Origin of the sequence: Cognatundibacterium oligocarboniphilum, from assembly GCF_013377855.1 — a bacterium.
GTDB classification, from domain to species: Bacteria; Pseudomonadota; Gammaproteobacteria; order Burkholderiales; family Burkholderiaceae_D; genus Undibacterium; species Undibacterium oligocarboniphilum.
Map to the genome: position 1 here is coordinate 255,493 of NZ_JABXYJ010000002.1, position 14,199 is coordinate 269,691.

At 53.3% G+C, this 14,199-nt stretch carries 12 protein-coding genes, 6 tRNA genes and 1 riboswitch; of the genes, 7 read left to right on the forward strand and 11 right to left on the reverse strand.

Features of this window, described 5'->3' with window-relative positions; translation table 11 throughout:
* The first annotated feature begins 98 nt into the window (after positions 1-98).
* The 7 genes from HV832_RS04175 (at position 99) to HV832_RS04205 (ending at position 7,736) form a co-directional block, all read left to right on the forward strand.
* Positions 99-308, forward strand: coding sequence for a DUF3460 family protein (locus HV832_RS04175; RefSeq protein ID WP_176802301.1), 210 nt, complete (start codon positions 99-101; stop codon positions 306-308).
* A gap of 20 nt (positions 309-328) precedes the next feature.
* Positions 329-1,183, forward strand: coding sequence for a segregation and condensation protein A (locus HV832_RS04180; RefSeq protein WP_317889291.1), 855 nt, complete (start codon positions 329-331; stop codon positions 1,181-1,183).
* Positions 1,184-1,263: 80 nt separating this feature from the next.
* On the forward strand, positions 1,264-2,103 hold the full coding sequence (panC, locus tag HV832_RS04185) for a pantoate--beta-alanine ligase (RefSeq protein ID WP_176802302.1): 840 nt from the start codon (positions 1,264-1,266) through the stop codon (positions 2,101-2,103).
* The gene (locus HV832_RS04190) at positions 2,103-3,023 is read left to right on the forward strand and encodes a cobalamin-binding protein (protein WP_176802303.1); all 921 of its coding nucleotides are present in this window, start codon (positions 2,103-2,105) and stop codon (positions 3,021-3,023) included. The genes panC and HV832_RS04190 overlap by 1 nt, the downstream gene beginning before the upstream one ends.
* A gap of 121 nt (positions 3,024-3,144) precedes the next feature.
* Positions 3,145-4,026, forward strand: a complete 882-nt coding sequence (rarD, locus tag HV832_RS04195; protein ID WP_176802304.1) for an EamA family transporter RarD — start codon at positions 3,145-3,147, stop codon at positions 4,024-4,026.
* 217 nt (positions 4,027-4,243) lie between these two features.
* Positions 4,244-4,356, forward strand: a riboswitch (TPP riboswitch).
* A gap of 55 nt (positions 4,357-4,411) precedes the next feature.
* Entirely contained in the window at positions 4,412-6,535 is a 2,124-nt protein-coding gene (locus tag HV832_RS04200; RefSeq protein ID WP_176802305.1) for a TonB-dependent siderophore receptor, read from the forward strand.
* A gap of 139 nt (positions 6,536-6,674) precedes the next feature.
* Positions 6,675-7,736 carry an alginate lyase family protein gene (locus HV832_RS04205; RefSeq protein ID WP_176802306.1) on the forward strand — a complete coding sequence of 354 codons (1,062 nt, stop codon included), beginning with the start codon at positions 6,675-6,677 and terminating at the stop codon, positions 7,734-7,736.
* Between the two features lie 303 nt (positions 7,737-8,039).
* Here the strand turns inward: HV832_RS04205 and HV832_RS04210 are convergent, their stop codons facing one another.
* The 11 genes from HV832_RS04210 to tolB all read right to left on the reverse strand — a co-directional run bounded on the left by HV832_RS04210 (position 8,040) and on the right by tolB (position 14,196).
* Complete coding sequence (locus HV832_RS04210) at positions 8,040-9,497, reverse strand: Ppx/GppA phosphatase family protein (RefSeq protein WP_176802307.1); 1,458 nt, start codon at positions 9,495-9,497, stop codon at positions 8,040-8,042.
* A 121-nt stretch (positions 9,498-9,618) separates the two neighbouring features.
* Positions 9,619-10,503 carry a class I SAM-dependent methyltransferase gene (locus tag HV832_RS04215; RefSeq protein ID WP_176802308.1) on the reverse strand — a complete coding sequence of 295 codons (885 nt, stop codon included), beginning with the start codon at positions 10,501-10,503 and terminating at the stop codon, positions 9,619-9,621.
* 154 nt (positions 10,504-10,657) lie between these two features.
* Positions 10,658-10,733 (reverse strand) — tRNA-Lys (locus HV832_RS04220).
* Positions 10,734-10,790: 57 nt separating this feature from the next.
* Positions 10,791-10,866: transfer RNA gene (locus HV832_RS04225), tRNA-Lys, on the reverse strand.
* Between the two features lie 57 nt (positions 10,867-10,923).
* Positions 10,924-10,999, reverse strand: a tRNA-Lys gene (locus HV832_RS04230).
* Positions 11,000-11,056: 57 nt separating this feature from the next.
* Positions 11,057-11,132 (reverse strand) — tRNA-Lys (locus tag HV832_RS04235).
* A 57-nt stretch (positions 11,133-11,189) separates the two neighbouring features.
* A tRNA-Lys gene (locus tag HV832_RS04240) sits at positions 11,190-11,265 on the reverse strand.
* 57 nt (positions 11,266-11,322) lie between these two features.
* A tRNA-Lys gene (locus HV832_RS04245) sits at positions 11,323-11,398 on the reverse strand.
* A gap of 67 nt (positions 11,399-11,465) precedes the next feature.
* A complete protein-coding gene (gene ybgF, locus HV832_RS04250; RefSeq protein WP_176802309.1) occupies positions 11,466-12,224 on the reverse strand; it encodes a tol-pal system protein YbgF in 759 nt (252 codons plus the stop codon).
* 96 nt (positions 12,225-12,320) lie between these two features.
* Positions 12,321-12,854, reverse strand: coding sequence for a peptidoglycan-associated lipoprotein Pal (pal, locus tag HV832_RS04255; protein ID WP_176802310.1), 534 nt, complete (start codon positions 12,852-12,854; stop codon positions 12,321-12,323).
* Between the two features lie 58 nt (positions 12,855-12,912).
* Positions 12,913-14,196, reverse strand: a complete 1,284-nt coding sequence (gene tolB / locus HV832_RS04260; RefSeq protein ID WP_176802311.1) for a Tol-Pal system beta propeller repeat protein TolB — start codon at positions 14,194-14,196, stop codon at positions 12,913-12,915.
* Positions 14,197-14,199 lie beyond the last annotated feature (3 nt).

Here is a 14,199-nt window from a genome sequence, read left to right on the forward strand (position 1 = left end):
TAACGCTCCTGCTTCTATTCAACCGGAAATGCGGTATCAGTCTGAATACAGAGTAAAATGCCGCTTCGTCCGTTCCTTTACGTGTTCATTTCAACATCATGAAATTTTCCAAGCAATTTTCCCTGTACGAATCCGAAGCTACGAACTTTATCCAAAGCCTCAAGGGCGCGAATCCCAAACTCGAACAAAGCCAGCGTGACGGACGTGCGCTGCTGTGGGACAAAGCGCCGATTGACCTGGATCAGCAAAAACGTAATCTGGAATCCCGTGTGGCACAGCAGCCCTACGTGTATCAGACTAAAGGCTGACCTGTACAGGCGCAACGCTGGTGACCTCCACAGAGCTTCCTCCGGTTGAATTACCTCCGCCCGGTGCCGTTGACAGCACCCCGGATGTCATTGATGGCATGGCTTTCGCCAGGCTGTATGGCGAACCTTTGTTCAAGCTGCCCAACGACTTATACATCCCTCCGGATGCGCTGGAAGTTTTTCTGGAAGCTTTTGAAGGGCCGCTCGATTTACTGCTGTATCTGATCCGCAAGCAGAATTTCAATATTCTGGATATCCCAATGGCGCAAGTCACGCTGCAATATCTGAAGTATGTGGATCAGATCCGCAAACATAATCTGGAGCTGGCGGCAGAGTATCTGCTGATGGCGGCCATGCTGATTGAAATTAAGTCACGCATGTTACTGCCCTCAGCCAAAACCACCGAAGGCGAAGAAGCAGAAGACCCCCGCGCAGAACTGGTGCGTCGTTTGCTGGAGTATGAGCAGATGAAGCTCGCCGCCTATGACCTGAATGCCATTCCTCAGCTTGGCAGAGATTTTCTGCATGCCCAGGTATTCATCGAACAAAATACTGTTTTGCACTGGCCACACGTTGAGATCGCCGACCTCCAGGCGGCCTGGGCCGATGTCCTGAAACGTGCAACACTTGTCGCGCACCACAAAATCAGCCGCGAGGAACTGTCTGTGCGCGAGCATATGTCGGGTATTCTGCGCAAGCTGCAGTCGGCACGGTTTATCGAATTTTCTGAATTATTCGATCCGTCGCGCGGTGCACCGGTACTGGTAGTGAATTTTGTGGCGCTACTGGAACTCGCCAAAGAAACGCTGATCGAGATCACACAGGCAGAAGCTTTTGCTCCGATTTATGTACGGCTGGCCTATTCGCCAGTCTGACCAGATTCCGGTGCAGAACAGAATCACCAGAAACATCTGCTGCTCATTATTCCAACATCATTGATATCGCTGATAAGCACATGAAAATCATCTCCTCCATTGAAGAACTGCGCGACCATCTGAGTGGCCAGTTACGCACAGCATTCGTCCCGACCATGGGTAATCTGCACGACGGCCATCTGTCGCTGATGCGGCTTGCAAAAAAACATGGTGATCCTGTCGTTGCTTCGATTTTCGTCAACCGTCTGCAATTTGGCCCGAACGAAGATTTCGATAAATATCCCCGCACGTTCCAGGCAGACGTCGAAAAACTTGAAAAAGAAGGCGTCTACATCCTGTTCGCACCGACGGAAAAAGATATGTACCCTGAGCCGCAGGAATACCGTGTCCGCCCACCGGACGATCTGGGTAATATCCTCGAAGGCGAATTCCGGCCTGGTTTTTTTACCGGCGTGACCACAGTTGTTCTGAAACTGTTTTCCTGCGTGCAACCGCGGGTAGCCGTGTTCGGGAAAAAAGATTATCAGCAGTTGATGATTGTGCGCAATATGAGCAAACAGTTTGCTCTGCCAACCCAGATTATCGCCGCCGAAACCTACCGGGCTGAAGATGGTCTGGCTCTTTCTTCCCGTAACCGTTACCTGTCTGACGAAGAACGCGCCGAAGCACCGGCACTGTACCGCGCCCTGCATGAAGTGGCCGAAGAAGTCCGCGCCGGGCATCTCGATATGTTTGAACTGGAACGCTCTGCCATGGCGAAGCTGGCTGAACGCCATTGGAAACCTGATTACATCGCCGTGCGCAAACAGGCCGACCTGCAACCGCCTTCTGCCGGTGATCTGGCACAGGGCGTGCCGATGGTGGTACTGGCAGCGGCCAAACTCGGCGGCACCCGTCTGATCGACAATCTGGAAATCTGATGCGCCTGTCCGTGCATCTGCCAGCACGTCTGTACCTTGCTGCTACCTGCGTCATCGCCAGTGCCGCTACGGCTCTGAGCATGCTGGCGATGCCAGCCCATGCGGCTGTCAGCGTGCAGGACGATGCGCAGCGTAATGTGACGCTGAACCAGCCGGCACGCCGTATCGTCAGTCTGGCGCCGCATACGACTGAATTGCTGTTTGCTGCCGGTGCCGGATCACAGATTGTCGCTATCAGCGATTACAGTAATTTTCCGGATGCGGCGAAAAGCCTGCCTTCCGTCGGTAATGTGTTTGCCCTGGATCTGGAAAGATTGCTGGCATACCAGCCTGACCTGATCGTGATCTGGGGCACCGGCAATGCCCGTTTGCTGGCAAACAAACTACGCGATCAGCACCTGCCTGTCTTCGAAAGCGAGCCGCGTGATTTTGAGATGGTGGCCAGTTCGATTGAACGCCTGTCCGTACTGGCAGGGACTAGCGCCAAAGGCAAAGCAGCGGCACAGGAATTTCGCCAGCGGCTTGCTGCGATACAGCAGCGTTATCAGCAACCGGCTTCGACACCACCGGTCCGGGTGTTTTACCAGGTCTGGAACAAGCCGCTGATGACACTCAATGATACACATCTGGTCTCGGTCGCCATCCGTCTGTGCGGCGGACAAAATATCTTTGGTCATCTGAAAGAAATCAGCCCGACGGTGACTACGGAAGCCGTGCTGACAGCCAATCCGGATGCCATCATCACAGGTGGTGACAATACCGACAGCCTGCAATCCTGGCGCAGCTTCGGCGTACTGAATGCCACCAGGAAAGGGCATTTTTATGCCATACCGGCAGACTGGCTCAATCGTGCCGGCCCCCGTATTCTGGACGGCACCGAAGCGCTGTGCAAAGCAATTGCCGCAGCCCGCACCCGCTGACATTCCTTCTGCCGCCTCCCCGTCCTCCCCATCTGATCGGATCTTTCTCAGCAGGAAATCAGCATTACGAGGATAATCATGCCTTCAGCTGCACCGGCAGCTACCATTCTGGAATTTTCTGATGCGTAAAGGCACATTACTGGCGGGTTCCGCCTATACCATCTGGGGTTTGTTTCCCCTGTATTTCAAGGCATTACACAGTGTTCCTGCACTGGAAATTCTGCTTAACCGCATGGTCTGGTCGCTGCTGTTCCTGGCAGGTATTCTGACATGGCGTCGCCAATGGTCATGGATCAGTGAGACAGCCCGCCAGCCCAGGATAATCGGTGGATTTGCACTCAGCGCCCTGCTGCTATCGGCTAACTGGTTCGTATATATCTGGGCAGTCAACGACGGCCATGTGATTGATGCCAGCCTCGGTTATTTCATCACCCCGCTGGTGAATATTCTGATCGGCTCGGTCTTTTTACGGGAACGCCTGCGTTACGGTCAATGGCTGGCGGTGGCATTTGCCGCGCTGGGCGTAGGCTGGCTCACCTGGCAGACTGGCCGCCTGCCCTGGATCGGCCTGACGCTGGCGCTGACATTCGGCACCTACGGTTTGCTGCGTAAAACCTCCCCGCTCGGCGCGCTGGAGGGCTTGTCGCTGGAAACGGCGCTGCTGTTCCCGTTTGCTGCCGCCTATCTGTGCTGGCTCAGCCTGCATGGCGGTAACGCCTTACTGACGCAGGGCACAGATATTCAAATGTTGCTGGCGCTCAGCGGCCCGGTGACTGCCATCCCCTTACTGCTGTTTGCCGCCGGCGCGCGCAGAATACCGATGACCACGCTCGGCCTACTGCAATACATTGCGCCCATGGTTCAACTGCTGCTCGGCGTGTGGCTGTTTCACGAAGCATTTGACCAGCATAAATTGTTCGGTTTCATCGCAATCTGGGCAGCGCTGGTGATCTATTCCGCAGAAGGTCTGTGGCTCAGTTTCCGTACTCCAAAATCTGCCTGACATAATAAAATAGGGGAGTATCTGCATTTTCAGGCTTGCAGCCAAGACAAAATAAGGTCTTTTTAAAATACTCCCCCAGTATATTTTTAAACCGACACACCCTGCTGCCTGTTCCTGATCTCGTCAACGCAGTCCGGCACAGACAGCGGTGTTGGTCATGAACGGCATGCCATTCTCCCTGATTTCGGCCAGAGCATGCCGAAACATGGTAAAGTAGCGACTTCGCTAGGGGTCCTGGAACAGCGCTATCAGACAGCATTGTTCCGGGTGAGAGAGTCCCTTCTACCTGATCTGGATAATGCCAGCGAAGGGAAGCGCAAAGTTACGTCCGGTTCCCTCTCCGCTTTGCCTGCTCCCGCGCTGACATCAGCACAACGAGAGCACCATGACACCACATTCCATTCCCGCTTTTCACCGCAGCCTGCTGGTCATCGCCATCGCGCAGGCATTCGCCGCCACAGCATACGCCCAGAGTAACGAATCGAACCCGCAGGAAGTGATCGTCACCGGCCTCAAGCCGCAAGACAACCAAGACGCACGCAGCAAAGCCGCCGGCTTCACCGAAGCCCTGCTACTCGATACGCCCTTTTCCATCCACGGCTGGAACAGCCAGCAATTGCAGAATCTGCAGATACGTCAGACCACCGATGCAATGAAATACGACGCCAGCGTGAATGACGCCTACAATGCCGTTGGTTATGCTGAACAGTTTTCCATCCGTGGATTTGCGCTGGATAATAACAGCAGCTACCGCAAAGACGGTTTTGCCATTCCGGGCGATGCTTCCATCCCGCTGGAAAATAAAGAACGGATTGAAATCCTCAAAGGTATTTCCGGCTTTCAGTCCGGCTTTGCCACACCCGGCGGCATCATTGATTACGTCACCAAACGCCCGGCTGCCACCCCCGTGCGCAGTATCAGCACATCCATTTCCGAACGCGGCACCCTGTACGGCAACGTTGATCTGAGCGATCTGAGTAACGACCGGCAATTCGGTTACCGCATCAATGCTGCCGGAGAACGCCTGCGCTCTTACGTCAAAGGTGCCGACGGCGAGCGCCAGTTTGCCTCCATCGCCTTCGACTGGCATCTGTCGCCACAGGCATTGCTGCAACTGGATGCCGATTACCAGCACAAATCACAATTATCGGTTCCCGGGTTTCAGCTGTTTAACGGCACCGATTTGCCAACCGGCGTGCAAGCAGACATGATGCTGAACCAGCAGCCGTGGGCCAAGCCGGTGGATACCCGCGACAGCAATCTGGGAATGCGTTTTGAATACCGACTGAATACCGACTGGAGTGCCAGCGTTGCCGCCAACCAGCATCGCTTCCGGCGCGACGACTACACCGCCTTTCCTTACGGCTGCAGCGCTGCCAACCTGTATCCGGGCTATTGCGCAAATGGCGATTATGACGTCTACGATTACCGCAGTCTGAACGAATCCAAATCGCTACTGGGCAGCCAGGCGCTGCTGACTGGCCGCATCGTCACCGGCCTGATCCGGCATCAGTTGGTATTGGGTGTTACCACATCGCGTCGCGAAGATTACTTCGGTGACTATGTGTACGACTACGTCGGCAGCAGCAACCTGTTCCATCCGGTTGCCGTACCGTCCTCTCCAAATCAGCCGGGCGTCGCCAGCCTGCGCCGCACCGACCGCGAACAATCGCTGCTGGCGCAGGATGTGATTCATTTTAGTGAGCAATGGCAATTCCACGCAGGCATCCGCCGTCTGCACATCACCCGCAATCAGGTCGATGCAGCGGGTTATGACCGTCATTACTGGGTTTCCAATGCCGCACTGGTATACAAACCACGGGCAGAAATCAGCACCTACATTTCTACGGCACAAGGGCTGGAACACGGTGGCGTCGCCCCATTCGGCACCCTGAACCAGAATCAGATGCAAAATCCTGCGCGCTCAAAGCAGATTGAAACCGGTATCAAGGCCGAACTGAACCGCGACCTCAGCGTATCGGCAGCCCTGTTCCGCATCACCAAACCGCTGGAGTACGTCAACGATGCCAATTTCTATGTGCAAAACGGTGAAGCGCAGCACACCGGACTGGAGCTGTCCGCTCAGGGCAGACTGACCGCACAATGGACTCTGGGCGCCAGCATCAGCGCGCTGCAAGCCAGACAACAGGACACCGGCAACCCGGCACTCGATGGGCAGCGCGTGCTGAACGTCCCGAAACAAAAAGCCACCCTCTACGCCGATTACACCGTCGCGCAAATCAACGGACTGAGTCTGAACGGCAGCTGGCAATATTCAGGCAACAAAGCCTACACACCGGACAACAGCATCATCGTTCCCGGTTATCAGGTCTGGAATCTGGGTGCGCGCTATGCGACAAAAATCGCCGGAACCGCTACCACCATCCGCTTCAATATCGATAACCTGGCTGATCGTTTCTACTGGCGCGATGCCACACAGGCACTCGGCGGCTACCTGTTCCCCGGCGCACCACGCACCTATCGCCTGTCAGCACAATTTGATTTTTAAACAAAAGATCATCATCACCGGAACAGGCCGGCGGCTTCTGCATACCGGCCTGTACTATACTTGATGCGTCAACAGGGTTCGCTTGGTTCGTGTAGTCCATTATCCGGCGTTACTCTCAAAAGTTCACCACAACGAGAAAATGATACATAACGCTTTGCGAAAAATCTCTGTCATGATCCTGCCCCTGGGTACTACCATGCTCGTTCATGCGCAGATGCCCGCAGAACAACCCCTGTTCATTACATCAACACAGATTCAGGCACTGCAACAGCAGCCCGAACGGTGGACAGCTTTGCAAAAACGCTGTGATACCGAGCTCGATACCAGAGCACAGCCGGTCGCCGATTTTAGCCCTGCTCCGCATTATTCCTCGACAGGAATCACGCACGACACGACCGCCAAAAATCTCAGCACCGATGCGGGTATTATTTATCGCGCCGCCCTCTGCTATCAGTTGACAACGAACCGTGCCTACGCCAGTCATGCACAAACCATGATTGACGCCTGGAGCAAGACTGTCAAAACTGTTGACAAGGGACAGGGTGCCTCCGATTTTAATTTTAATCTGCCGCAAATCATTATCGGCGCGAGTCTGGTGCGAGGTGTGAACGACTGGGACGACACGACATTCAGAGCCCTGCTCACAGATAAAGCAGCAGCCACGACACATGCGGATAAAGCCAATAATCATGGGAACTGGGGAGTATTACTGGATGCCAGCATCGCCGCCTATCTCGGGAATACCCAACAGCTGGCAAAGACGAGTCACCGCTGGCAGGCGCTGATGCAAAGTCAGGTCGCCGATGACGGCTCTCTGCCACTGGAAATCTGCCGCAGCAACACCAACAATTACTGCGGTGGCGCAGATCAGGGAATCAACGGTCTGAGTTACACCCATTACACCCTGTTACCCACCGCAGTGGCAGCTGAAATATTGGCTCTTCGCGGCTTTGATGTCTACCAGGGTGATGCCGGACGAAAACTGGGACTGGCCTATGCCAGAGCCGCCCGCTGGACGCGTTACCCGGATACCTTCCCCTACTATCAGAGCAACGATGGCAAACTGAATGGCATACGCAACGCTGCCTACTTTTCCATTTTGCAAAAACACTACCCCAATCCGGATGCAGACACGGTACTACGAGAAGGTAAAGTCGGAATGAACGGACTGGAATTGCTGATGCTGTTTACTGCGGACTGAACATCAGTCAAACGTCAAAAACGAATGGATCTGTGTTTATTCGCATTGCTTTCCGTCACTCGGCAGCGCATTCTCACAGAATCACGCAGTCGGGCCGGAGACCTGACCTCCGGCGATACATGACATCATCACCGCAAAGCGTCTGTATTACGGTGATGGCCATTTTCCTCTTTGCCATACAACGTAGAAAGCACAAGATACTCCCCGGAGTATTTTTAAAAACCCTTTATTCATATTGAGAACAGGGTGATTTCCCCCCATACTCCCCATTAACGGGTAATTTGAATTATCTTTGCAGTCAGCTCAGACGTTGGTTCTGACCAGAAAGTCGACGCCGATTTCGCGCCAGCATTCGATTTCCTTCTGCAACCAGTAGGCAACTGTCGGATGCCCAGAAACCCAGTCTCTGCGCATTTCGAGTTCGATGGCTTTTTTCATTTTCAGACGCATGTCTTCATACTCGATTTCAGCGCGGGAATGCATCAGCATGACGGAGAGTCGCAACGCCAGCACGGCTTTGGTAAAGTCAGGGTCGGACAAACCTTCTGCGACTTTTCTGAGGTTGCCTTTCTGGCTCAGGATAAATTTGCTCATGATGCGCTGCTCGCGCGTCGTGAAACCCGCCATATCGGCATTTTCAATCATGTAGGCACCGTGTTTGTGATAACCGGTGTGGGATACCACCATGCCAACTTCGTGCAGCGTGGCACTCCATTGCAGCAGGCGCAGGTATTCGTCGCCCGCAGGCCTGAGTTGCAGATACAACGATTTCACCATATCTGCAACGCGGTTGGCACGCGACATATCGGTGTGGAACAGCTGCGCCACGTGCTGCACCGCCACTTCACGCCGATCGCGTTTGTTGGCACGCAGATGCAGATCCCACATGACGCCCATGCGCAGACCGGCTTCAATCGGAATCAGCACTTCAATCTGAAACTCTGTCATCAGACCGATCAGAATTGCCAGCCCGCCCACGACCATTGCCACCCGCTCCGGCCTTATGCCGCTGAGTTCCAGGTCGCTGATCTGCCCGCACTGTACGCAATACTGTTTCAGTGCATTCAGGCTGTTGAGCGTCAGCTTGCCATCACCGAGACCACCTTTGATAATCGCATCTGCAATCGCCCGCATGGTGCCGGATGAGCCATAAGCCTTACGCCAGTGCTGCGGCTGATACGGCGGTGCGGCATCTTCAAACATGGAACGCGCCGATAGCACGGCGGCTTCAAACGCAGCCTCCGTCAGACGACCATCCGGAAAAAAACTGGCACTGTGCCTGACCGTTCCGATGCTGAACGATTCGACCTTCACAATTTCATGACCACGGCCCAGAATCACTTCTGTGGAGCCGCCACCGATATCCATCACCAGCCGGCGTTCTCCCGGTATCGCCACGGCATTGGCCACACCCATGTAAATCAGGCGGCCTTCCTCTTCGCCCGAAATAACATCGATCGCATGACCGATCGCTGCTTCGGCGCGCGGCAACAACTGATCGGCGTTTTTTGCAACACGAACGGTATTGGTCGCTACCACCCGCAGGCTGTCAATCGGATAGGCGTTCAGGATTTCGCGGAAACGCGCCAGACAGCTGACCGCGCTCTGCATCGCCTCCGGGGTCAGGTTACCGTCCAGATCCAGTCCGGCTGCCAGCCGGATCGGTTCACGGGCGCTTTTCACAACCCGGATGGCGTCACCTTCATGGCGCGCAATATGCATACGAAAACTGTTGGAACCCAGATCAACGGCGGCCAGCATGTTTTCTTTCCTTTTCTATCAAACTCTGTCAGATGGTGAATGAAGTCACAGATAAAACGGTATTGTATGGTGCTGAGAAATGATATTAATCATTTTTTGTGACCAGCAGGTGACGCTGCTTTTACGGTGTGACAAAAAAACGTCTCTGCAAAGATTCCAGTCCTGTCGTTTTCAATACTTCAGCCAGACGTTCCGCCGGCCGTCTGGCAGGCAACCCTTTATATTCAGCAATAATCAGCTCATTTTTCATGGAATGCTCCCACCCCACCAGTTCCGTCACACGGACCTGGTAACCATGCGCCTCCAGTTGCAGACAGCGCAGCACATTCGTGATCTGGCTGCCAAACTCGCGTGTATGGATCGGATGCCGCCACATTTCAGACAAAGGGTTCTGGCGGACAGCTTCGCCTTTATGCTTGCGCAGCTCTGCCGCGACCTCCGCCTGACAACAAGGCACCAGCACCATAAAGCGTGCCTTCTTTTTCAGGGCAAACTGAATCGCATCGTCGGTGGCCGTATCGCAGGCATGCAGCGCCGTCACCATGTCCACCTGTTCCGGCAACTGTGCCGAGGTAATCGAATCCGCCACCGACAGATTCAGAAAAGACATGCCCGGAAAATCCAGACGCTGCGCCAGCTCTGCCGATTTACGGACCAGCTCGTCGCGGGTTTCGATTCCGTAGATATGCGCTTTGCTCGTTGCCTGCCCGGCCTTGAAAAACAGGTCGTAGAGAATAAATCCCAGATAGGATTTTCCGGCACCATGATCGACGAGACAGATATCAGTATGATCCTCTTGCAAAGTGTTGAGCAAAGGCTCAATAAACTGGTACAGGTGATACACCTGCTTGAGTTTGCGGCGGCTGTCCTGATTCAGCTTGCCATCCCGCGTCAGGATATGCAACTCCTTCAACAACTCCAGTGACTGTCCCGGCCGGATATCATGCTTTTCAGCAGTAAGTTGGTTTTTATTCGGTAAAACTGGCTTGCTGGCAGATTTCTTCATGATGGTGCATCCGGTAACTGAATCGGAATGATAATTCCAATTCGCTGATTCTGGCGAACTGCGCGGGGAACATCAGAAATTTCATCATTCCCAAATGCGCCAGCTGCCGCCAAAAACAAAAAAGGACACAGGCTTTCACCTGCGTCCTTTGTTTTGGTAGGCCGTGCGGGATTCGAACCTGCGACCACCGGATTAAAAGTCCGCTGCTCTACCAGCTGAGCTAACGACCCAAAACTTGCTAAAAAATAAAAGACTTTCTGGTTCGACATAAGTCTTTTTGGTATTCGTGGTAGGCCGTGCGGGATTCGAACCTGCGACCAACGGATTAAAAGTCCGCTGCTCTACCAGCTGAGCTAACGACCCATAACTTGCTAAAAAATAAAAGACTTTCTGGTACGACATAAGTCTTTTTGGTATTCGTGGTAGGCCGTGCGGGATTCGAACCTGCGACCAACGGATCAAAAGTCCGCTGCTCTACCAGCTGAGCTAACGACCCATAACTTGCTAAAAAATAAAAGACTTTCTGGTACGACATAAGTCTTTTTGGTATTCGTGGTAGGCCGTGCGGGATTCGAACCTGCGACCAACGGATCAAAAGTCCGCTGCTCTACCAGCTGAGCTAACGACCCAAAACTTGCTAAAAAATAAAAGACTTACTGGTACGACATAAGTCTTTTTGGTATTCGTGGTAGGCCGTGCGGGATTCGAACCTGCGACCAACGGATTAAAAGTCCGCTGCTCTACCAGCTGAGCTAACGACCCAAAACTTGCTAAAAAATAAAAGACTTACTGGTACGACATAAGTCTTTTTGGTATTCGTGGTAGGCCGTGCGGGATTCGAACCTGCGACCAACGGATTAAAAGTCCGCTGCTCTACCAGCTGAGCTAACGACCCGAAAGACCGAGATTATAGAACGATCAGAGCCGGCTGTCAATGGTGACGCAGGATTAATAGCGTGATTCTATTTTGCGCTCAGCCGATTTTTGGCAGCCTGCGCTGCTTCGGTATCAGGATACTGGCTGATCAATGTTTCCAGCGTTTTTTTGGCCGCAGCTTTTTCCTTCAGCTCGGTATAACATCCGGCAATGTTCAGCAGCGCATCTGGTGCTTTAGGATGATCGGGATAAGTTTTGACCAACTGCTGCATCGCCGGAACCGTGTTCTTGCAATCACGCTGCGCGTAATAAGAATTACCGAGCCAGTATTGCGCAGAACCGGCATATCCCGATTGCGGGTAAGCACTCAGGAATCCGGAAAATGCCGTAACCGCATTTTTATAATCACCCGCTTTAAACAATGACATGGCCGCATCATAGTTACGCTGTTCGGTCGGCTCAACCGTCGTTTCCTTGCCATCCACTGTCATGCGTTTAGGCTCGATCTTACGCAGACGGTTATCGAGGTCCACATAAAAATCCTGCTGACGGCGCTGCGTATTGGCGACATCATTGGCCAACACTTCCAGTTGTCCGCGCAGTTTCGCCATTTCAGCACGCAGCTGCTCGTTTTCATTTGCCAGATCGAGCGCAGTATTTTTATCTGCCTTGGTATCGAGTTTCGCATCAAGGCGGGTATTGAGCGCATCGACTTTGCTGCGCAAATCCAGAATTGCCTTGCGCGCCTCATCGTCATCAAACAAACCGGCAGAAGCCAGTGAAGGAGCCAGCAACACAAACAGGGCTGCAATGGCAACAGAGTGGCGGACAGAAATTAATTTCATAGCATTCAGAAGAAAAATGAAAACGCCGGATCACCCAGACAGGGAACCCGGCGTCATACACGGTGAGACCGTCATGACGACAGTCCTGTCAGGTCATTACTGATAAACGATATCAGCGCGGCGGTTTTCTGCCCATGCAGCTTCGTCATGTCCTGCTGCTTTTGGTTTTTCCTTACCCAGAGAAACGGCTTCCATCTGACCATCAGACACACCCAGCAGATTCATGGACTTGCGCACGGCCTCGGCACGTTTCTGGCCCAGTGCCAGGTTGTATTCGCTGCCGCCACGCTCATCCGTATTTCCCTGAATCAGGATCCTGCGCTTATTGGAAGTCAGGTATTTGGAGTGCGCATCGACGACAGATTTGTATTCATCCTTAACAACATAGCTGTCAAAGTCAAAATACACACTGCGTTTTGCCAGCACGCCTTTCGGGTCGTCAAGCGGATCAACAGAACCGGTTGATACGGTTTTCACTGCGTTCGGATCAGCAGGCGTGGATGTCGTCGCGATCGGTTTTTCTTCAACCTTCGCTTTTTCTTGCAACGGTACTTTAGAAGCGCATGCTGACATCAGCACGACACTGGAAATCATTAATGCCAGTGTTTTTGATTGGGAAGTGAGTCGCATTTTTTCTCCTGAATAAAAAATAATTACACCATCAACGATAACGTTCAATGCCCATCATTTATTTCATAAAGGGACCCCAGGTGGGCTCCCTGATATCTCCGGCTTGCACCGTCAATTTCTGTTTCACCTTGCCATCGACCGACACCACGGCCAGCGCACCCCGGCGTCCGGATTCCGTTGCATACATAATATAACGGCCGTTCGGTGAAAAACTCGGGGACTCGTCTTTGGTCGTATCAGACAAACGCTGTTCTTGCCCTGTTGCCAGATCCAGCACATACAGCTGGAATTTATTATCACGTCGCGAGATATAGGCCAGTGTGCGACCATCAGGGGAAATGCGCGGCGTGATGTTATAAGTGCCGTTGAATGTGACCCGTTTTGCCTCGCCGCCATTCGTATTAATCCGGTAAATCTGAGGACTGCCACCACGGTCGCTCAGGAAATAGACGGATTGCCCATCCGCTGAAAACTGCGGCTCAGTATCGATGCCGCTGCTGCTGGTCAGTTTCTGCAAGCCGGAACCATCTGCGTTTACCGTGTAAATTTGTGTCAGACCGTCGCGTGACAGTGCCACGGCCAGCCGGCTGCCGTCTGGTGACCATGCCGGAGCCGAATTGTTGCCTTTGAAATTGGCAACGATACGCCGTTCGCCCGTTACCAGGTTCTGCACCCAGACAACGGGTTTCTTGGCTTCAAAAGAGACATACGCGACCTTGGTGCCATCGGCAGACCATGCAGGAGAAATGATCGGTTCATTGGAACGCAGGGCGACCTTGATGCCATCGCCATCTGCATCAGCCACTTCAAGACGATACTCATTGCCGGCCTTGGTCACATAAGCGATCCGGGTCGCAAATGCGCCGGGGATACCAGTGAGTTTTTCATAAATATCGTCAGCGATTTTATGCGCTGTCAGACGGGTATTGGTGGGTGGAGTGGCGACAGAAAAACCTGACAGCGGCACGGACTTCACCGTATCGAGCAAGCGATAACGCACATCGAAACGACCATCTGCGAGTCGCTGCACACTACCGACTACCAGCGCCTCAGCACCACGCTTTCTCCATTCGTCGAAATTCACGGGCGCCGACTCTGTGATCACAGCATCCGCATCAATAATTTTGAAATAGCCGCTGCGGTTCAGGTCATCTTTGATGATAGAGGTGATCTGCTGCGGTATCAGCATTTCATCCGCAAAAGCGGCAATCGCCACCGGAATCTGGCTGGAACCGACGCCCGATACTTCTACCCGTAACTGAGCCTGCACCGGCGTGTACAGCAAACCACCAATCGCCAGCAATGCGGCACTGAATACAATTTTATTGAATACAGAACTCATTCA

Bases quoted from the DNA above. Each gene is read 5' to 3' on its own strand.
- HV832_RS04200 (WP_176802305.1), top strand. From the start codon at position 4,412: ATGACACCACATTCCATTCCCGCTTTTCACCGCAGCCTGCTGGTCATC.
- rarD (WP_176802304.1), top strand. From the start codon at position 3,145: ATGCGTAAAGGCACATTACTGGCGGGTTCCGCCTATACCATCTGGGGT.
- HV832_RS04190 (WP_176802303.1), top strand. From the start codon at position 2,103: ATGCGCCTGTCCGTGCATCTGCCAGCACGTCTGTACCTTGCTGCTACC.
- pal (WP_176802310.1), bottom strand. From the start codon at position 12,854: ATGCGACTCACTTCCCAATCAAAAACACTGGCATTAATGATTTCCAGT.
- HV832_RS04210 (WP_176802307.1), bottom strand. From the start codon at position 9,497: ATGCTGGCCGCCGTTGATCTGGGTTCCAACAGTTTTCGTATGCATATT.
- ybgF (WP_176802309.1), bottom strand. From the start codon at position 12,224: ATGAAATTAATTTCTGTCCGCCACTCTGTTGCCATTGCAGCCCTGTTT.
- tolB (WP_176802311.1), bottom strand. From the start codon at position 14,196: ATGAGTTCTGTATTCAATAAAATTGTATTCAGTGCCGCATTGCTGGCG.
- HV832_RS04215 (WP_176802308.1), bottom strand. From the start codon at position 10,503: ATGAAGAAATCTGCCAGCAAGCCAGTTTTACCGAATAAAAACCAACTT.
- HV832_RS04205 (WP_176802306.1), top strand. From the start codon at position 6,675: ATGATACATAACGCTTTGCGAAAAATCTCTGTCATGATCCTGCCCCTG.
- HV832_RS04175 (WP_176802301.1), top strand. From the start codon at position 99: ATGAAATTTTCCAAGCAATTTTCCCTGTACGAATCCGAAGCTACGAAC.
- panC (WP_176802302.1), top strand. From the start codon at position 1,264: ATGAAAATCATCTCCTCCATTGAAGAACTGCGCGACCATCTGAGTGGC.